The organism is Paraburkholderia phytofirmans PsJN (assembly GCF_000020125.1).
Taxonomy (GTDB): domain Bacteria; phylum Pseudomonadota; class Gammaproteobacteria; order Burkholderiales; family Burkholderiaceae; genus Paraburkholderia; species Paraburkholderia phytofirmans.
The window spans coordinates 2,409,620-2,429,137 of record NC_010676.1; the positions used below are offsets into that span (position 1 = coordinate 2,409,620).

Annotated in this window: 18 protein-coding genes and 1 pseudogene; 8 read left to right on the forward strand and 11 right to left on the reverse strand. The window is 62.2% G+C overall.

What is annotated here, in order from left to right:
* The first annotated feature begins 249 nt into the window (after window positions 1–249).
* The 4 genes from BPHYT_RS30530 to BPHYT_RS30555 all read left to right on the forward strand — a co-directional run bounded on the left by BPHYT_RS30530 (window position 250) and on the right by BPHYT_RS30555 (window position 4,128).
* Complete coding sequence (locus BPHYT_RS30530; RefSeq protein WP_012427995.1) at window positions 250–1,263, forward strand: aliphatic sulfonate ABC transporter substrate-binding protein; 1,014 nt, start codon at window positions 250–252, stop codon at window positions 1,261–1,263.
* A 152-nt stretch (window positions 1,264–1,415) separates the two neighbouring features.
* Entirely contained in the window at window positions 1,416–2,027 is a 612-nt protein-coding gene (locus BPHYT_RS30535) for a hypothetical protein (protein WP_167315778.1), read from the forward strand.
* Between the two features lie 724 nt (window positions 2,028–2,751).
* Window positions 2,752–3,042 carry a hypothetical protein gene (locus BPHYT_RS30545; protein WP_012427997.1) on the forward strand — a complete coding sequence of 97 codons (291 nt, stop codon included), beginning with the start codon at window positions 2,752–2,754 and terminating at the stop codon, window positions 3,040–3,042.
* Between the two features lie 402 nt (window positions 3,043–3,444).
* The gene (locus BPHYT_RS30555) at window positions 3,445–4,128 is read left to right on the forward strand and encodes a glutathione S-transferase family protein (protein ID WP_012427998.1); all 684 of its coding nucleotides are present in this window, start codon (window positions 3,445–3,447) and stop codon (window positions 4,126–4,128) included.
* 86 nt (window positions 4,129–4,214) lie between these two features.
* On the opposite strand, the gene norR is transcribed toward BPHYT_RS30555, so the two are convergent.
* On the reverse strand, window positions 4,215–5,810 hold the full coding sequence (gene norR / locus BPHYT_RS30560; protein ID WP_012427999.1) for a nitric oxide reductase transcriptional regulator NorR: 1,596 nt from the start codon (window positions 5,808–5,810) through the stop codon (window positions 4,215–4,217).
* 112 nt (window positions 5,811–5,922) lie between these two features.
* Here norR and hmpA point away from each other — a divergent pair, with 112 nt between their 5' ends.
* A complete protein-coding gene (gene hmpA / locus BPHYT_RS30565) occupies window positions 5,923–7,104 on the forward strand; it encodes an NO-inducible flavohemoprotein (RefSeq protein WP_012428000.1) in 1,182 nt (393 codons plus the stop codon).
* 79 nt (window positions 7,105–7,183) lie between these two features.
* Here the strand turns inward: hmpA and BPHYT_RS30570 are convergent, their stop codons facing one another.
* The 5 genes from BPHYT_RS30570 to BPHYT_RS30585 form a co-directional block, all read right to left on the reverse strand.
* Entirely contained in the window at window positions 7,184–7,471 is a 288-nt protein-coding gene (locus tag BPHYT_RS30570; RefSeq protein WP_012428001.1) for a hypothetical protein, read from the reverse strand.
* 72 nt (window positions 7,472–7,543) lie between these two features.
* On the reverse strand, window positions 7,544–7,690 hold the full coding sequence (locus BPHYT_RS38845; RefSeq protein ID WP_012428002.1) for a hypothetical protein: 147 nt from the start codon (window positions 7,688–7,690) through the stop codon (window positions 7,544–7,546).
* Between the two features lie 268 nt (window positions 7,691–7,958).
* Window positions 7,959–8,483, reverse strand: coding sequence for a phasin family protein (locus tag BPHYT_RS30575; protein ID WP_012428003.1), 525 nt, complete (start codon window positions 8,481–8,483; stop codon window positions 7,959–7,961).
* 453 nt (window positions 8,484–8,936) lie between these two features.
* Window positions 8,937–9,455 carry a cupin domain-containing protein gene (locus BPHYT_RS30580; RefSeq protein ID WP_012428004.1) on the reverse strand — a complete coding sequence of 173 codons (519 nt, stop codon included), beginning with the start codon at window positions 9,453–9,455 and terminating at the stop codon, window positions 8,937–8,939.
* A complete protein-coding gene (locus tag BPHYT_RS30585) occupies window positions 9,452–10,189 on the reverse strand; it encodes an NAD-dependent epimerase/dehydratase family protein (RefSeq protein WP_012428005.1) in 738 nt (245 codons plus the stop codon). Before BPHYT_RS30585 ends, BPHYT_RS30580 begins: the two co-directional genes overlap by 4 nt.
* A gap of 165 nt (window positions 10,190–10,354) precedes the next feature.
* Here BPHYT_RS30585 and pdxR point away from each other — a divergent pair.
* Window positions 10,355–11,707, forward strand: a pseudogene (pdxR, locus tag BPHYT_RS30590) (MocR-like pyridoxine biosynthesis transcription factor PdxR); the annotation flags it as partial.
* 324 nt (window positions 11,708–12,031) lie between these two features.
* Window positions 12,032–12,493, forward strand: coding sequence for a low affinity iron permease family protein (locus BPHYT_RS30595; protein ID WP_012428007.1), 462 nt, complete (start codon window positions 12,032–12,034; stop codon window positions 12,491–12,493).
* Window positions 12,494–12,562: 69 nt separating this feature from the next.
* Here BPHYT_RS30595 and BPHYT_RS30600 read toward each other — a convergent pair whose 3' ends face one another.
* The 3 genes from BPHYT_RS30600 to BPHYT_RS30610 form a co-directional block, all read right to left on the reverse strand.
* Window positions 12,563–13,594, reverse strand: coding sequence for an alpha/beta fold hydrolase (locus BPHYT_RS30600; RefSeq protein ID WP_012428008.1), 1,032 nt, complete (start codon window positions 13,592–13,594; stop codon window positions 12,563–12,565).
* A 19-nt stretch (window positions 13,595–13,613) separates the two neighbouring features.
* Window positions 13,614–15,131: a M81 family metallopeptidase gene (locus BPHYT_RS30605; RefSeq protein WP_012428009.1), complete on the reverse strand. Its 1,518-nt coding sequence runs from the start codon at window positions 15,129–15,131 to the stop codon at window positions 13,614–13,616.
* 105 nt (window positions 15,132–15,236) lie between these two features.
* On the reverse strand, window positions 15,237–16,526 hold the full coding sequence (locus tag BPHYT_RS30610) for an MFS transporter (protein ID WP_012428010.1): 1,290 nt from the start codon (window positions 16,524–16,526) through the stop codon (window positions 15,237–15,239).
* Window positions 16,527–16,668: 142 nt separating this feature from the next.
* Here BPHYT_RS30610 and BPHYT_RS30615 point away from each other — a divergent pair, with 142 nt between their 5' ends.
* A complete protein-coding gene (locus tag BPHYT_RS30615) occupies window positions 16,669–17,631 on the forward strand; it encodes a LysR family transcriptional regulator (protein WP_012428011.1) in 963 nt (320 codons plus the stop codon).
* A 163-nt stretch (window positions 17,632–17,794) separates the two neighbouring features.
* Here the strand turns inward: BPHYT_RS30615 and BPHYT_RS30620 are convergent, their stop codons facing one another.
* On the reverse strand, window positions 17,795–18,826 hold the full coding sequence (locus tag BPHYT_RS30620) for an alpha/beta fold hydrolase (protein WP_012428012.1): 1,032 nt from the start codon (window positions 18,824–18,826) through the stop codon (window positions 17,795–17,797).
* A 127-nt stretch (window positions 18,827–18,953) separates the two neighbouring features.
* Window positions 18,954–19,268: a DUF4148 domain-containing protein gene (locus BPHYT_RS30625; protein WP_012428013.1), complete on the reverse strand. Its 315-nt coding sequence runs from the start codon at window positions 19,266–19,268 to the stop codon at window positions 18,954–18,956.
* Between the last annotated feature and the right edge of the window lie 250 nt (window positions 19,269–19,518).

Here is a 19,518-nt window from a genome sequence, read left to right on the forward strand (position 1 = left end):
GCAAGCGTAGCGACGAAGACCGCCTCTGGGAATTATTCTCTTTCGATATGTTTATATCGAATCAATATTTATCTTTTGCATTTAATGGCTACTGCGCTTTGCCTCGATTTCTCCAGAGTTTCGACGCGCGCATGCCCTTATGCACTAACGTCCGATGGTTAGCTGAAACCGTCGGTTCGCGCCACGCGGACTCCTTGCTAGCATGGTCGATTGGCCTCCCCTTCAGACTCGACTCAAGGACTATGCATCATGGCGCTGCTCAACAGACGGGCGTTTATTCGCGTCGCGCTGGCTTCCTCACTGACCACGCTCACCACGCTCACGACGCGCGGTTATGCGCAAACATCGGCCGCGAACGGTCAGCCGATCGTGTTGCGGATCGGCTACCAGAAGTCGTCGACGTTGATCACGCTGCTCAAGGCGGGCGGGTCGCTCGACAAGGCCTTGGCGCCATTGGGCGTGCGCGTGTCGTGGAATGAGTTTTCGAGCGGCTTGCCCTTGACCGAAGCGCTCAACGTCGAGGCAGTCGATTTCAGCGCGGACGTCGCGGACACCGTGCCGATTTTTGCGCAAGCCGCGCACGCGCGCTTCGTTTATGTCGCGCAGGAAGCGCCGTCGCCGGGCGCCCAGGCGATCATCGTCAAACAGGACAGCGCGCTCCATACGCTTGCCGATCTCAAGGGCAAGCGCATTGCTGTGACCAAGGCCGCCGGCAGCCACTATCTGCTGCTTGCGGCGCTTATCAAGGCAGGTCTCACGCCAGCGGACGTGCGCATCCGCTACCTCACGCCGGCCGACGGCCGCGCGGCCTTCGAGCGCGGCAGCGTCGATGCGTGGATCACGTGGGATCCCTATGTGGCATCCGTCGACCGTGATGCCGACGTGCGCATTCTCGCGGACGGTAAGGGACTCGCGTCGTATCAGCGTTATTACCTCGCGTCGAATCGCTTCGCGCAGGCGCACCCCGAAGTCATCCAGATCGTGTTCGATCAGTTGACGCAAGCGGGCGAGTGGCTGCGCGCGCATCCTCAGGACGCGGCCCAAACGCTCGCACCGATCTGGGGGCTCGACGCCGCCACAATCGAGCGTGCGAACGCGCGCCGGAGCTATCTGGTGCGCCCCGTTCTCGCGCAGAATTTCGGCGAGCAGCAAAAGATCGCGGATACGTTCTTTCAGGCCGGATTGTTGCCCGCCAAAGTCGAGACCGCGCAGGCGCAGCGCTGGGACTTCGGAACGAAACGCGGAGAACCGGCGGGTAGCTGATGGTAATGGAGCCGCTTACGTCGAGTGTCAAAACGGTGTCAAACCGAGTGGAAAAAACCGCATAAATCGCATTGCAAAACGCCGCGCAAAATGTTTTTTGGCGGTCGATTATCATGATTCGATCACCTCACTCGAACGACTCGGTGTTGGATATGACGAATACAGGCAAGGCGTTGATAATCGCGCTGGTTCTGGTGGACGTGGGCTTCATCGCTTACCAGCTTCTCCCTAAAAGCAACCGCTCCGAGGCGGCGCCGGACGCGGTAACGGCCAATTCCATCACGCCGGCGCCGGTCGGCCCGCGCGTCGACGGCACGCATGTGAGCGCAGGCAACGTGGTTCCCACTTCGCCGTCCGCGAACAGCACGGGCGCACCGCTAGCGTCTCAATCGGGCGCGGTCGCGAACGGTACTCAGCCGCAAGCATCGCGGCATAAACAGCCGGGCCGCGCGCCTGCATCGGCGCAAGCGCGCGAGTCCGTCGCCGCGAAGGCGAACACCGCGCAGCCGATTGAACGCGCGCGAGGCGATTTGACCCGGCATGGTTCGAATGCCGTCGCGGCGGCCATGACGGAACAGCTCGTCAGAGAATCTTCCAGGCCCGATCCGTCGTTGCCGATGCCACCGTCGACGCAAACCGCGCCGGCCAGCCAGGACCACCGCGGTTCGAACCCCGTCGCGGCCGCAATGACGCAGGAGCTGGTAAGGGAATCGGTACGGGTCGGTCCGGCCTCGCAGGCACCGGCACCGAGTGGCACGCAGTAATGTTGCAGTCCGAACTAATTGAATGACGGCTTGCCTTCGATCGATAGGCGGTCTGATCAGCTACGCCGCGACATGGTTGTCGTGTGGCTCTCAAACACCGTGACTTACTGCCATCGACCACTTCATCAAAAATATGCGCGTGTTGCCGCATACGTTTCTTCGCAGACTCGTAGCTGAAAGCAGGAAGCCGCCGACGAAGAAACCCGTCCCTTGAAACACCCTAGTCCGCCCCCGCCCGCCGAGCCCGAACGCATTCGCCAAGTCACGGACGTCGCGCAAAAACTGGTGCTGCACGCTTTATACATCGCTGTCGTCGCGCGCGTTCGTTTGTTGAACGACGACTTTTCCGATATCAAGTAGATCGAATGCGGCCGCGATCAGAAATGGTCGCGCGTGCCCGGCGTGTTCGCCTGCGGCGATGTTCGGCTGTCCCCGGTCAAACGCGCCGCTTCCACCTTTGGCGAGGGCAGCACGGCAATTGCGTTCGCCCCCAAATATTTGCCGCAAGACGCCCGCCGGCGCCGGCTCACGCCGCGAGGCTCCCGCCCCTGCGCAAAAGCGCGCCGACCGCTGGGCGGCGGCGCCGCGAACGCCTATTCTTCAGCGGAATACGTCGACTTTCCAATCAACGAAGATTGACTAAAAAACAGGCTTCTATTCGCCCGATTGAAACCTGACCCGCCAGCGCACACTGAACTTGTGCCAATTGCGCAAGGAGCCCGCGATGTCCACCCGCCACGATAAAGATAACGAGTTCGAAATCGACCTGCCGGCCGCTTCAGGCGCCGAATGGACCAGCCCGGTGCCGGGCGCCGACGCCGGAACGATGCGCGGGTTGCACCTCGCGTCGGAGAGCGTGCTGTGCCTCGCGACGCAGACCTACAACGCCGTTGCGCGCGGCGACGCGGCGGGCGCGCAGGCAGCGCGCATGTCGCTCGAAGAGCAACTGCAACTGGCCACGCGCCTGATCGACGAGCTGCTGTTCGACGGCAACGGCCCCCATACCACGCATTGACCGGCCCGTCGGCCGAACAGCACCAATCGCAGTTTCACCCTCTGAAAATCGACATGAGCGCTCTGACGGTAATTTTTTGCATATGGGCCATGGTGGCCTTTTGCGCAATCCTCTTCATTCGCGGCGCCACCTCGCGCGTGGAGCGTCCGGGCAAGGCACCGCAAAAGCGCCCTGCGCGCTTTTCGATCGCGGAGTAACGGAAGGCAGGCGATCCCGATTCGTACGCCGGAACACGTGCGAATCCTTCGAACGTTCTCATCGGAATAGTCGTACGGCAAAAACGGCCCGGCAGCCCATCATCACCACAGGTCGCAACGGCCCGGCAGCCACCGCAGCATGAATCCGAGCGGCGTAGTGCCGCCTGGCCGTCATCTGCCCAGCCCTTATTCCATGGAGATCGTCATGCTGAAGTTTTACTTCCACCCCTCGCCGAACCCGATGAAAGTCGCGTTGATGCTCGAAGAACTGCAGACCCCGTTCGAACTGATCGCGGTCGATACGTTCAAGGGCGAGCAACATCGCCCCGAGTTTCTGCGGATCAACCCGAACGCAAAAGTCCCCGCGATTACCGACGACGGTGTGACCGTGTTCGATTCGCACGCCATCCTGCTGCACCTCGCGGCAAAGCACGAACGGTTTCTGCCGGCGTCGGCTGCCGAACGCGCGCGGGCCTTATCGTGGCTGATGTTCGTCGCGACCGGGCTGTCGCCGTTCTCCGGCCAGGCGGTGCATTTTCTGCATCACGCGCCGACGCCGCTGCCCTATGCGCGCAATCGCTATCTGAAGGAAGTGGAGCGCCACTATCGCGTGCTGGACGAGCGCCTCGCGGCAACGAAGTATCTGGCCGGCGATACCTATTCGGTCGCGGATATCGCGCTGTGGGGCTGGGCTAACTTCGCCGGCTACATTCTCGGCGAAGCGGGTCTGAGCGAATATCCGAACGTCAAGCGCCTGGTGGATGAAATCTCCGCGCGCCCGGCCGCGGCTCGTGCCCAAGCCTTGAAAGACAAGCTGACGCTGAAAGCCGAGTTCGACGAAGAGACCCGTCGCGCGCTATTTCCGCAAAACGAAGGCGTGAACGCTTAAGCGCTTGCCGGTCGGACATGCCGCGCGAACCGCTGCCATCGTGCAGCGGCTCGCGCGGTTGAGCGGGTTACAGAGTTACCAGCTCTCTACTTAAGGCCGAGCCGCTTGGCCAACCGATTCAGATTCGCACGGTCAAGACCAAGCTCGCGCGCGACCGCCGCCCAATTCTGATTGTGGCGCGCCAAAGCGTCGACAACCATGTTCCGCTCGAACTCGGTGACCGCGCTGCGAAAGTCCTTCGATGCCGTCTCAGTTGTTTCGGCCTGGGTGTTCTGGGCTCTGTCTTCCTCGGGTGCGGCCGCTAGCGCAAAGTCCGCGGCCGTCAACGTCAGGATCCGGCGACGCTCGCGATTCGTGGCCAGCGCCTTGAGCGCGCTTCGTCCGATCAGGTGTTCCAGCTCACGCACGTTCCCCGGCCACGGATAACGCAGCAGCATGGCTTGCGCATCCGCCGCGAGACGCAGGCTCAACAGACCGAGCCGCGAGCGATTCTCTTCGAGAAAAAAACCCGCCAGCAGCAACACGTCGCGGCCGCGTTCGCGCAACGGCGGCACGCGCAACGGATAGACGCTGAGCCGATGGTAAAAATCCGCGCGGAATCGCCCTGCACGAACCTCCTCAGCCAGATCGCGATTGGTCGCGGCGATCAGCCGCACGTCGACCTTGTGCTCGTGGTCCGAGCCGATGCGCTGCAGCTGGCCGTTCTGCAAAACCCGCAACAGCTTGGCTTGCACGAGAAGCGGCAGCTCGCCCACTTCGTCGAGAAAAATCGTGCCGCCGTCGGCCAGTTCGAATTTGCCGCGCCGGTCCGACGACGCGCCTGAGAACGCGCCCCGCACGTGCCCGAACAGTTCGCTCTCGACGAGCGTATCCGGCAGCGCGGCGCAGTTCAGGCTGATCAGCGGCTTGTTCGCGCGCGACGAGAGCGCGTGAATCGCGTTGGCGACGAGTTCCTTGCCGACGCCGGTCTCGCCGGTGATCAGCACGGTCAGATCGCTGCCGGCAACGACCTCGATTTCCTTCATCAGATGCGTATGCGCGTCGCTGCTGCCGACCATTTCGCGCCGGCTCTGGCTGCTCGCCTGCCGGTAGGCTTCAGCGCGCGCCCGCTCTTCCTCTGTGCTGCGCGCGAGCGTATCGATTCGCTCGACCACGCTCACGGTAGCGGCGGCCAGACCCAGAAAAGCCCGCAGCGACGCCATGTCGATGCTGTCGAAGCGCGCCGGGTCGAGCGCATCGAGCGTGAGCAATCCCCACGGCCGGCCGCGCACGAATAGCGGACAACCGAGGCAGTCATGCACTTCGAGATGCCCGGCCACGCCCTGCACGAGGCCGTCGTAAGGATCCGGCAGATCGGAGTCGGCGGCGAAGCGGGTCGGCTCCGGCCGTGACAACAACTGCTCGAAGCGCGGGTGGTCGCCGACACGAAAGCGCCGCCCCAGCGTATCGCTGCTCAGTCCGTCGATGGCGAGCGGCACTAGCGTGTCGCCCTCTAGACGCAATAGCGCGGCCGCGTCGCCGGGAAACAGCGCGCGCAAGCTACTCAGCAGACGACGGTAGCGTTCGCTCTCGGGCAGATCGCGCGAGAGATCGCGGATCAGCGGCGTCAGGGCGTCGAGCAGCGCCTCTGCAGTCAGATTGACTCCATCAGGAGTCTTTTCGACTAAGGTCGAATTGACCATCTTTAATTTCAGATCGTTGATTTATTTACATTTTATACCTGGCACGAAACATGGATACATAAGCGCATCAGTCGATACACGACTGGATATCCACCAACAACCAGGACTCCCCATGCTTTCCGCCGAACACCGCGCCATCGTCAAAGCCACCGTTCCTCTTCTCGAAAGCGGGGGCGAGGCGCTGACCACGCACTTTTACGACATGCTGATCAGCGAACATCCCGAAGTGCGCCCCATGTTCAACCTCGCCAATCAGGCGAGCGGCGCGCAGCAACGCGCGCTGGCCAACGGCGTGCTGATGTACGCACGTCACATCGATCAACTCGAACAACTCGGCGGACTGGTCTCGCAGATCATCAACAAGCACGTCGCGCTGAATATTCTGCCGGAGCATTATCCGATCGTCGGACAGTGCCTGCTCCGATCCATCCGCGAAGTGCTGGGCGCGGAGATCGCCACCGACGCGGTCATCGAAGCGTGGGCCGCCGCCTATCAGCAACTCGCCGATCTGTTGAGCGGCCTCGAAGAAAAAATGTACGCCGAGCGCGAAGCGGCGCCGGGCGGCTGGCGTGGCACGCGGCTCTTTCGCGTCGCCCGTAAAGTGCGGGAAAGCGACGAGATCACGTCGTTCTATCTGCGCCCCGCCGACAACGGCGAGTTGCTCGCGTTTCATCCGGGGCAATACATCGGCGTGCGGCTCGTGATCGACGGCGAGGAAGTGCGGCGCAATTACTCGCTCTCGGCCATGTCGAACGGCGAGGAATACCGGATCAGCGTGAAGCGCGAAGCGAATGGCAAGGTGTCGAACCACCTGCACGCTCGCGTCAATGAAAACGATACCGTGGAACTGTTCGCGCCCGCCGGAGACTTCAAGCTTGAAGACAGCGACAAGCCGCTGGTGCTGATCAGCGGCGGCGTGGGCATCACGCCGACGTTGGCCATGCTGCAAGCCGCGCTAAAGACCGACCGTCCTGTGCACTTCATTCACTCGGCGCGTCACGGCGGCGTGCATGCGTTTCGCGACGTGATCGACCAATTGGCCGCGCGTCATCCGAAGTTGAAGCGTTTCTATTGCTATGAGCAGCGCCGCGCGGAAGATGCCGACGCGCACGGCATCGGCTATCTGGACGAAAAGCGTCTGGACGCGTGGTTGCCCAGGACGCGTGACGTCGACGTCTATTTCCTCGGACCGATCGCGTTCATGAAGGCCATCAAGAAGCACTTGAAGGCGATCGGCGTGCCGGAGTCGCAAAGCCGGTACGAGTTCTTTGGTCCGGCTTCCGCTCTCGAATAAAGCGCGGGCTGCGGTTGACGTGCAAATAGCCGGAGCCGGCTATTTGCATCCAACGGCCGGTTGCGCTGAAGTCACGCACTTAGCAAAGCGTTGCGCTCGTCACCCAGGACATGCTCTTGAAGCGCGCGATCAGGGCGTCCACCAACTCACGTTGCGCCTGAGCCAGCGCAATCGTCACCTCTTCAAAACCGCTGCCCGGCAGCGTCGTGACAGCGACTGTCTCGACGTTGCGGGAAAATGGAAATAGCACCTGCCAGATTGCGGCAATGCGCATGCCGTGAAGCGCCGCGCGCACCACGAGTCGATGACGGCCCGAAGTTTGCGACGTCAGTACCTGCAAACCGCTCTCAGAAGATTCACTGGTCATGTCGTATCCTTTTATATTGACTGAGCCGCGTTGCTCGCGGCTTTTCGATGTTTGTCCGATTCTCCCACCTTATTAAGGCATCTTGATGATTCCGCTCAAGCGCCTGAGCAACGCGTCAGCATGCTCGCGATCGACCTGCGATATCTCGCGCTGCTTCAGTATCGCCTCGATCCGTTGACGCCAATAACGCGGCTCATTGATCAGCGAAGTGCAAGCCATCGAATCACCTTTTGATGTAAATCGCTCAAGCGTTGTGACTATCGTTTCAATGTGCGAAAGATCATTCTTATAAGAAGCGTGACTTCCCATTACATTCCCGGCTGACTTTATCAAGCGCCTTCGAATCGCCCTTCGAACGAGTTGGCAAGCAATGCGATACCCATTTCGTTTCCGAATCGGCCGATCCGTCCTGCTTGGAGGAAAGCGAAACAACAGCCCTGGCGCGTTTGCGCCAGGCTGCGTGAGCATTGCTGTTGGCTGACTGGCTTTATTTGACCCGCGCGGGAGCAGGCACCGTCAACTGACTGGCCTGCGCCATGGCAATGGCTTGCGCGGTGGCTTTGCGCATCGCATCGTAGGCAGCGCCCGCGCTGGAAACCGCCGACTTGAACGCGGTGACCGCGAGTTCGGAACCGGCGGGCGCATTGCGCGCGAGGTCCTCGAACACCGTCTGCATTTTCGTGTTGGACTGTGCGAAACGGTCTTCGAAAATCTTCAGAAACTCGGCTTGGGCCGCATTCGCGATTTCGAGCATGTGACTGTTATAAGACAGCACTTTTTCCGCGACGGGCTTCGCGTTGCTGGCCTGATGAACAAGCAATTCAACCGGGGTCTTACCGGACATCGCCATCTGCCACGCCTGCTCGCTTTCCGCAAGCGTGGCCTTCGCCGCCTGCAGGTTCAATTTAGCCAGCTCTTCAAAATACTGGAACGTTTGCTGCGTCAACGAAAACGCGACGGCCACATTGGCGCTTTGCATGGAGATGAATTGCTCTGGCGTCGAAAAATACACTCTGGACTCCTTCTTTAAAACGTTCACATTGCTCAGACAAGAGGCATGCGAAACCAGCGGGACGCAAGCAGATTGTTGACCCTCGAATTGCGCCAACCCGCTCGAATCGTTCTGCGATGCAGCATTAGATGAAACATTCTAACTTTGTTAAATCTGCGCTTGGCGTACTCTTTTGTAGGTGATTACCCTTGAATCAAGGGGCGGTTTTGGCTGAGGAATTACGCGGTGGCGGTGCCTGAAAGATCAGTGGAATAGGTGCAGCCCCCGCGCATGCGCCGACGTGCGGCACCTCACGTAGAAACCACCATCGATAAGCGGCTAGATCGCGCTATCAAGTGCGTGAGCAGATGTGCAATAGACGGTCAAATACATGTGCATCCGACCGTCTATTTCATGGGAGAGAAAAGAAATGTGATGCGGATTTACAACCATTTATTGGTAACGCTGCGGAATTTAATCCGGCGGCAATACCAGTGGACCGCAATTGGTATCAGCGATAAACGTCGCGAGTAATTTAGCCGTGTGCATTGCATCAGGGTTCTCCGCGAACAAATGAAGCGCCCGCGGCGGCTCAAACCACGTCTGTCCCGCCGCGTAGTCGACAGGCGGCCCACCCTGCAGCTGCGAGCGGATCGTTCCTTCCAGCACGACCGCGCTCACTGCGCCGGGGTGACGATGCGCGGGCGTAAAGCCGAGTGGAGGAAAGTCGACAATCGCCGTCGTCACCGACTTGCCGGGCGCGTTGGGCAACGCTTCGCACGAGAGCACCTTCACGGTCGACGCCGGACGGCTCGCTGCGCCGGCATGCGTCGACACGCTGGACATCGACGAATCGCCGCCGCAAATGTCCGCGAACCAGTCGATTGCCGCACGTGGCGCCGACGGAGCGAGCGCCAGCATCATCGTCGTAGCCAATGCGAGCATGGCGAGCTTGCGTGCGCAACGCGGCAGGGTCGGCGCCACCGGATTCATACGCGCGCCGCCGAGCGGCTGTCCGGCGACCAGCCCAACTCACGGCGAGCTTTCGCGTTGGTCACTTCGGCGGCGTCTTGCGCGACGTTGTACACGCCCGCGCTGTTCCGCTGAAGCGCAAGCAAGGCCGCAAAAGCCGCAGCTTCCACATGCAGCGGGCTCGAACCAGCCGGCGCGTCGGCGCCCGTGCCGGGTCCATAGATCTGTCCATAGCGAAGCACTGTACCGTTCAGCGACGCCGCTTCCAGCACGTGCCGCTCGAGCGCCGCGACGCCACGCACGCTCGTGCCGCGCGCGCCCTGCGCATCGATGTCGAGCGGGGAGCTTTCGTCGTAAGGCGTCGCTCTTGGCCGGTACGCCCATGCGATGCTTTGCGCGATCATTTTGCTGCTGCCCGCCGCGATCGCCGCGGCCACCAGGTTGCGCGTACCCTCATCGCGTATCCGCGCGTTCGCCGTGACCGCCTGCGCCATTCGGGCGGGGTCGAGCCCCGGCGGCAGGTCGGTCAATTGATGAATCACGCAAGCCGGCGCGATACGCACGAGCGCTTCGCGCAGCGCGGCTGCGTCGAATACATCGACGACGACCGGCACCACGCCCGCATCCTCGAGTTCTCTCGCACGATCCGCGCGCCGCGTGCTGCCGAACACCGTGTAGCCCGCGTCGAGCAACAGCGGCGCAAGCGCGCTGCCGATCACGCCCGTTATTCCGGCGACAAAAACCTTGTGTGCCATTTCCTTTCTCCCATTAGCCATTGCGCTTCCGATGAGCCCAGCATAAGACTGTGAATGGTCATTAAAAAGGTCCATTATTCGGAAACTGACTGAGCCAATTAGACGGAGACCAAAGTGCGGCGAGCCGAACAGATCGAACTTGCGCTAGCGCCGAGACCGGAAGGCGTGCCGCTTCAGCGCTGGCTCTACGACGAGCTGCGCCAGGCGATCCTGACAGCGACGTTGCCACCGTGCGCGCGCCTGCCTTCCACACGCGATCTCGCAGCGAGGTTTCGACTGTCGCGCGGGACGGTGCTGGGCGTTTTCGCGCAGCTTGAGGCGGAAGGGTATCTATCCGGCGCGGTGGGACGAGGCAGTTTCGTTGCGGCGGAACTGCCGGACCGGCGCATCGACAGCGGCGAGCGGACGTCGCCCGGAAAGCGCGCTGGCAACAACGGTACGCAACCGCGCGACGTCGCGTTGTCGACGCGCGGCCGTTTGCTCGCGCGCAGCGCGTTTCAGCTCAGCGGCCGCACTCATCCGGCGCGCGCGTTTCGCGCCAGCCAGCCCGATCTCGACGCGTTTCCCTTCGAACTGTGGGCGCGGCTCGCGGCAAACCGGGTGCGTCGCGCGCGGCGGGATCTGCTCGGCGACGGCGAGGCACAAGGATATCGGCCGCTGCGCGAAGTGATCGCCGCTTATGTCGGCCCGTCGCGCGGTATTCGATGTTCGGCGGACAACGTGGTGGTGTTGGGCAGCGTTCAGCAGGCGATCGATCTGAGCGCTCGCCTCCTGCTCGATCCCGGCGACACTGCGTGGATGGAAGATCCCGGTTATCCCGGCGCCCGTTTCGTGCTCGAAGCCGCGGGCGCGCGAGTGATCGGCGTGCCGGTCGATACAGCCGGCGTCGATGTGTCATGGGCTCGCCAGCACCCCGCGGCAGCGCGTCTCGCCTATGTCACCGCCGGGCGTCAGGCGCCGCTAGGTCCGCCGCTCGCGCTCGAACGGCGGCTCTCGCTGCTCGAATGGGCGCGCGAGCGAGGCGCCATCATCATCGAGGACGACTACGACAGCGAGTACCGCTTCGAGGGTCACCCGCTCGCCGCGATGAAGAGCCTCGACGACCACGGACACGTGATCTACTGCGGCACCTTCAGCAAACTGCTGTTTCCCGCTTTGAGGACCGCGTACGCGATCTTGCCCGACCGATTGATCGAACCGTTCGTGACCGCGCTGTCGTCCACGGCACGGCATGTTCCCACCGATCAGCAATCCGTGCTGCACGACTTTATCGCCGACGGCCATTTCGGCCGGCACATACGGCGCATGCGCATGCTCTATGGCGAACGAGCCGAGGCACTGACGTCGGCGCTCGAGCGGCATCTTTCGGGTTTGCTTGCGCTTGCGCCGATCGTGGCGGGCCTCGACGCGCCCGCGTTTCTGCCGCGAGACGCCGACGACACCGACGCCGCGCGGCGAGCGGCACGCGAAGGCATCGAGACGCGTCCGCTGTCGCTATACGCGATCGACCGTGCCGCGCCGCCGGGGCTCGTGCTCGGATTTGCTTCAATCGGTGTCGAGGAAATAGAGGCCGGCGTGATTGGTCTTGCTCGGGCGCTGACGCGCCGCAAACGCAACGTTGCAACAGGATTCGCCGATGCACACCGATATCCGTCAGGCGTTGACCGAGTTGCGCCGGACACTTAGCGCGCTGAAGGCGCTGTCGGGTTACCTGGAACAGCATCCTGAATCGATCGTGTCGGGTAAATCGGCGGACCGCTGACGTGCTTCGCGGCATGCTCGTGGGACAGGGTTGCGTCTGTGCGATGATGCCTCACGTCGACCCGACTCCCGGAGATCACGATGAGCGGCAAATGGTTTTCGAAGTTCTCAAGCTTCCTTTCCACCATGACCGGCAGGCCGGCCACCTTTGTGCTGGCCGTCCTGATGGTGATCGTCTGGGCCCTCACGGGCCCGCTCTTTCACTACAGCGATACGTGGCAACTCGTGATCAACACGTCGACGACGATCGTCACGTTTCTGATGGTCTTCCTGATCCAGAACACCCAGAACCGCGACACCGCCGCGATGCAGATCAAGCTCGACGAGTTGATCCGCGCATTGGCAGGGGCTCACAACGCCCTGCTCGATCTCGAAGAACTCGAGGAAAAAGACTTGACGCGTTTTCGCAAACACTACGAAAGACTGGCTAACGAAGCGCGGATCGCGCTGCGTGCCGGCGGCAGCGACACCGATTCGCCCTTCGTCGACAATCGCGATGACCGTGACGAAGAGCGGCCAGGCGGCAAGGCGCGGGGCGGCTAAACGGACGCGCGCGTCGCAACGCGACTAGCTGACGCTTTGTCCGCGATCACGCGTTTGCGCGCTATCCGCCTAGAAACGTGCGACGTCGATCACTGCATCGGCGAATGCTTTCGGCGCTTCCTGCGGCAGGTTATGTCCGACCCCACCGTCGATATTCCGGTGCGCGTACTTGCCGGTGAACTTCTTCGCGTACGCCGCCGGATCGGGATGCGGCGCGCCGTTCGCGTCGCCTTCCATTGTGATGGTCGGCACGGCAATCGTCGGCGCCGCGGCCAAGCGCTTCTCCAGATCGTCGTATTGCGGCTCGCCTTTCACCAGCCCCAGACGCCAGCGATAGTTGTGAATCACCACCGCGACATGGTCCGGATTGCTGAACGATTGCGCCGAGCGTTCGAAAGTCGCATCATCGAATTTCCATTTTGGCGATGCGGTGTGCCAGATCAGTTTGTTGAACTCGTGGCGATTCGCGTCGTAACCCGCTGCGCCGCGCTCCGTCGCGAAGTAGAACTGATACCACCACGCCAGCTCCGCTTTCGGCGGCAGCGGCGTGCGGTTCGCTTCCTGACTGCCGATCAGGTAGCCGCTCACCGAGACCATCGCCTTGCATCGCTCCGGCCACAGCGCGGCGATGATATTCACCGTGCGTGCGCCCCAGTCGAAGCCGCCGAAAATCGCCTTGTCGATCTTCAACGCATCCATCAACGCGATGATGTCCACCGCCACGACCGCCTGCTGGCCGTTGCGCGGCGTATCCGCGGACAGGAACCGCGTCGTGCCATAACCGCGCAGATACGGCACGATCACGCGATAGCCGGCTGCCGCCAGCAACGGCGTGACTTCGGCAAACGCGTGGATATCGTAGGGCCAGCCGTGCAGCAGGATCACGACCGGTCCGTTCTGCGGGCCCGCTTCGGCGTAGCCGATGCTGAGCGTGCCCGCGTTGATCTGCTTGAGGTTGTCGAACGAGGCGACGCTCGATCCCGCCTTCGTGCTATTGGACTGCGCGTTGGCAAGTCCGCTCAGTCCCAGCTCCATCAGGCTGAGGCCCGCAACCGTCGTCCCGAGCAGACGACGACGCCGCAAATTGATCTGGTCAGACATGGCGATTCCTCCAAAAAGATTAAGCACTCGCGAGCCGTGCCGGATCGCTCTCACTGAAAGACGGCCCCAAAGGCCGCAAGCGGATGGCCGGATCGAGACGGGTCCACGGAAGATCGACGGGATCGGCAGCCATCGGCCCCGGCGCTTTCGCCACGAGGATCGCCTCGGCGATAGCCTCGAAATCCGCGCGAAAATGCACCGAACTCTTGTTGACGAGAATCTTCATCTGCTCCGGTTCGATGCCGGCCACGCGGAACAGGTTGCGATCGAACACCTGCATCTTGACCGAGCTCACCGCAATCCTGACGCCTTCGATCCGCAGGCAGGCAACCGGCCCCAACTCGCCTTGCATGCCGTTGAGCATCGGCCCATCGAAGCGGAAACGCCCGTCCGACAGGTGCTCGACTTCGAAAACGCCTTCCAGCGGCGCATCGCCCGGCACGCCGGACCGTCCGCCCAGCGCGAGTGAAATGCGCGTGCCCACACCTGCACGATGCGCCGCTGCCGCAGCCTCCGCATCCCAGATCACGCCGACCGCCGCGCCGGTGGCGCCATTGCGCAACAACGCGCGCACCATCCCCATCGTGTTCGAATCGCCGCCGACGCCCGGGTTGTCCTGCGTGTCCGCGATAATGACCGGCTTGGCCGCGGAACTGCTCACGCGGATTGCTTCGAGCGCCGCTTCGTCGGGCGTCAGGAACGGCACATCCCAGCGCGCTTCCTCGCCGGCGATCTTCGCGAACAGTGCGTCCGCTGCGTGTTCTGCCGCCGCTTTGTCGAATGCATAGGCCCAGATCGTCGGGCCGCACTCGGGAAAATCAGCCGCGGGAAAGCCCGGCGCAAACGACACGGTCACCACGGGCCGCTCTTCGAGATCCTCCAGCAACTGGTACATCCCACGTGCAGGCTCGACCAGCGTGCACATGCCGTTCACGGGAATCAGGAATGGCACTCGACGCACCGCCCGGTGCAACACACGCCCTTCATGCATCAGATCTTCGAGAAGCCGCGCGGCGCGCTCGCCGGTCTCCGCCATGTCCACGTGGGGATAGGTTCGATACGCCACGAGCGCACTCGCGTGTTCGAACATGCGAGCGGTCACGTTGGCATGCAGATCCAGAGACACGACCACCGGCATGCGAGCGCCGACAATCCGGCGCACGCGTTCGAGCAGTTCCCCTTCGCCGTCGTCGTGTTGCTCGGTCACCATCGCACCGTGCAGGTCGAGATAGATCGCGTCGAAGCCGCCGGCCTCGACAGCGGCGAGAATCTCGCCGCCGATCCGCTCGAATGCATCCGTCGTGACGTGTGCCGATGCACTGGCGCCCGCCCAGATCACCGGCTTCAGTTCATGCCCGTTCGCTTCCATGACCTTGATGAACCCGCCAATCGGAACATTGACGTCGCGCAGTCCGAACACCGCGTCGCCCCGGACCATGGGTGGAAAGCCCTCGCCCTGAACGAAGCTCGAATAAGACGCCTTGGTGGGCGCGAACGTATTGGTTTCATGCTGGAAACCGGCGATCAGGATTTTCATGTGTTTCACCTTTTCTCAAACGACCTCGCGACAAATCCGCGAGATGATAGGGATGCCTATCTTTTTGATTTCGACAAAGACCTTGCCATGCAGACTCAGCAGCCGTCAGTCCTGCTTGAGCGTCAGCTTGCCGGTCAATATCAGAATGGCGGCCAACGCGGCCGCGCCGGCCATGACGAAGAGACCGGCATGCATGCTGCCGGTCGATGCCTTGGCCCAGCCGACCACCGCCGACCCCCAGAAGCCGCCGGACAAGCCCACGGTATTGATAAGCGCGATGCCGCCTGCCGCCGCCGTTCCCTCGACAAGCTGGGACGGAATGGCCCAAAAAACCGTATAGGCCATCCAGAGGCAAGCCGTTCCCAGCGTCAACGCCGTGAGTGTGAGCATCACATTGCCGTCGGCGAAGATCGCCGCGATCAGGCAGATCGCCGCGCCGAGCGCCGGAATCGCGCAATGGTAGCGGCGCTCGCCGACCCGGTCCGAGCTGCGGCCCGCGAGGTACATGCAGACGGCGGCCACGACATACGGAATCGCGCTGTACCAGCCGAGGCGGATCGTATCGCTCACGCCCTGCTCTTTCAGCAGCGTCGGCAACCAGAAGCTGATGGCATAGATGGGAAAGATGATGCTGAAGTAAGCGAACGCGAGCACATAGACTCTCGGGCTCTTCAACACGGCCTTGAACGAGTCCGCGCGATGTTCGGTCGGCGCGGTTTCGCGCCCCAGCAGCAACTTTTCGTCGTCGTTCAGCCAGCGCGCCTGCTCAGGCCGGTCGGACAACACGCGCAGCGTCAGCAGGCCGAGTGCAATGCACGGCAGGCCTTCCACGAGAAACATCCACTGCCAGCCGGCCAGGCCGCCGACACCGGAAAGGCTCGTCATGAGCCATGCGGACACCGGGCCGCCGACAATTCCGCCCAGCGGCCCGGCGACGAACACCAGCGCAATGGCGCGCGCCATCCGCGCCGGTCCATACCAGCACGACAGGTAATAGATCATGCCCGGCGCGAAGCCCGCCTCGAACACGCCGAGCAGAAATCGCATGGCATAAAAGGCCGGCACGCTGCGCACGAACAGCATGCACGCCGACGTGATGCCCCACAGCACGAGAATGCGGCTGAAGGTTCGGCGCGCGCCGACTTTCGGCAGCATGAGATTGCTCGGCAGTTCGAACAGCACGTAGCCGATGAAGAAGATGCCCGCGCCCACGCCGTATGCAGCGTCCGAAAAACCCAGGTCGGTCTGCATCTGCAGCTTGGCGAAGCCGACATTGACGCGGTCCAGATACGCGAACATGTAGCAAGTCACGAGAAACGGCAGCAGCCGCCAGTTGAGCTTGCTGTAGAGCGCTGAGGCAGGATCGCCGGCGGCCGATGGATGGATTGCTGACATGCGTGTCTCCCGGTTTTGCGTCCGTGGGCCCGTCGTGCGGGTTGAGTTGATGGTGGCAGGGCAAAACCTCACTAGCAAGAGCAACTAAGTTCACATATCGTTGCTCTGTAGACAACGTTAATTTGAGCTCCGGAGCGACCAAATGCGAGAAATCAACCAGCAGCGTCTTCGGTATTTCCACGAAGTGCTGACCCACGGCACCATCCGCGGCGCCGCCGACCACCTCAATACGTCGCCGTCGGTCATCACGCGGCAAATCAAGCTGCTCGAAGACGAATTGGGTACGGTCCTGTTCGAACGCCAGGCGCGCGGAGTCAGGCCGACGGAGGCGGCGGCGCATCTGCTCGAGTTCTGGCAGGGCTACCGGTCGCAGCAGGAAAAGCTCGAGGACCAGTTGCACGCATTGCGGGGGCTTCAGAAAGGGCGTATCCAGTTGTCCATCAGCGAAGGTTTCGTCGATACGCTCGTCGACGACGTGCTGGCGCCGTTTTGCACGCGCTATCCGCACCTGGACATCAGCATGACGACGCAGGCCGTGGACGCGCTGCTGGACGACGTAGCGGAAAGCCGCGCGCATATCGGGCTGGCGTACAACCCGCCGCCCCATCCGCGTATCGAATATCGAGCCAGCTCGCACCAGCCCGTGGTGTTGCTGCTAAGGAAAGACCATCCGCTCGTCAAACGGAAAGGGCCCGCTGGTGTCGACGATCTGCGCGCCTACCCGCTCGCGCTGATGCCCTCTACGTTCGGCATCGGCCATGTCGTTTCGATGCTGGAGTTGGCTGAGAATGTAGTGATCCGCCCTACGTTGACGACGAACTCGCTGAGCGCATTGAAGCGTTTCGTGACGGCGGAGAACTTCGTGACGCTCATTGGAGAGTTCGCCGCATATCGTGAGCTCGCCAGCGGCGAGTTGACCACGGTCCCGATTGCGCATCCGTTGTTCGAAGGCGCGCAGGCCCGCGTGCTGGTCAAAACCGGCCGGCCGCTTGCAGCAGGCCCGCTCGAACTGCTCAAATGGATCGAGGAACGCATGCCGATGTTCGCTGCGTCTAAAGCGAAGGGAAGCCCGCGGCGAAAGGCAGCCGGACGACGGAACGGTTGACGGCGCATGGCGTGCGCAAGTGGTTGACAATCGGCCTCGGAATGAACCAACGGGCCGCAGCGATCTTGGATATCGCTGCGGCCCGTCTTTGTGGAGCATGCTTTTTTCCTTAGCAGCCTAAAGCTGCCGGCCGCGTGACGCGGCTCTGTAATCCGCGCTTCGCCTAGAAACGTGCGACGTCGATCACTGCATCGGCGAATGCTTTCGGCGCTTCCTGCGGCAGGTTATGTCCGACACCGCCGCCGATATTCCGGTGCGCGTATTTACCGGTGAACTTCTTCGCGTACGCCGCCGGATCGGGATGCGGCGCGCCGTTCGCGTCGCCTTCCATTGTGATTGTCGGCACGGCAATCGTCGGCGCCGCGGCCAGGCGCTTCTCCAGATCGTCGTACTGCGGCTCGCCCTTCACCAGCCCCAGACGCCAGCGATAGTTGTGAATCACCACCGCGACATGATCCGGATTGCTGAACGATTGCGCCGAGCGCTCGAAAGTCGCATCGTCGAAATTCCATTTCGGCGAGGCCGTGTGCCAGATCAGCTTGTTGAACTCGTGACGATTCGCGTCGTAACCCGCCGCGCCGCGCTCCGTCGCGAAGTAGAACTGATACCACCAGGCCAGCTCCGCTTTCGGCGGCAGCGGCGTGCGGTTCGCTTCCTGACTGCCGATCAGGTAGCCGCTCACCGAGACCATCGCCTTGCATCGCTCCGGCCACAGCGCGGCGATGATATTCACCGTGCGTGCGCCCCAGTCGAAGCCGCCGAAAATCGCCTTGTCGATCTTCAGCGCATCCATCAACGCGATGATGTCGACCGCCACGACCGCCTGCTGTCCGTTGCGCGGCGTATCCGCGGACAGGAACCGCGTCGTGCCATAACCGCGCAGATACGGCACGATCACGCGATAGCCGGCTGCCGCCAGCAACGGCGTGACTTCGGCAAACGCATGGATATCGTAGGGCCAGCCGTGCAGCAGGATCACGACCGGTCCGTTCTGCGGACCCGCTTCGGCATAGCCGATGTTGAGCGCGCCCGCGTTGATCTGCTTGAGGTTGTCGAACGAGGCGACGCTCGATCCCGTCTTCGTGCTATTGGACTGCGCGTTGGCAAGTCCGCTCAGTCCCAGTTCCATCAGGCTGAGGCCCGCAACCGTCGTCCCGAGCAGACGACGACGCCGCAAATTGATCTGGTCAGACATAGCTAATTCTCCTTATGTGCGACAGCGCTGAATTGAACGTTGCGCCCGCGGGACGCCCCGAATGGTTGAATCAAAACGCTCGCGAGGCGTGGGCGATACATGCAGCCGCCCTCGAAGCGAACTTCAGTTACGGTTTGGCGTAAATCGCTCCAAGACCGATTATTTCCGAGTCCGACGTATGCAAGCCCGATGCCGAGCGGCCGCCCGTCGCTGGACCATAAGACGACAACGCCAGGCCGTTCTGCGCACTCACGCGGGCCTCCGCGGCTTCGATATTCCTGGGATACTGCGTTTCATCGCCCGCAGGGTTGTAGCCGGCCTTCTCCAACTGCACGAGTTCTGCGCGGACCTGCGCCCGGGTGAGCGGCTGATTCGATTGCGCGAACGACAAAGCCGGGAGAGCAACGGCAGCAGCGACGATAAGCGATTGAATGACTTTCATGATCTTCACCTCGAGACAATGTCTTCCACGCAAACGCCCGTTTGTGTTCTGCGTTCGCGTTCTGATTAGCAAGGCCAGTTCGGCTGGCTTGGAAGCATTAGACCCCGTGGACGTATCTGGCTTATGTCGGCAATGCCGGTTGGTGAAACGTTATGTACCCTGCTACGGCGCAGATACATTGCGATACAAAGAACGTGGATCACGTCAAAGCGCTCGCCTTCCCGAGATCGCCGATCCGCATCGGGCCGGC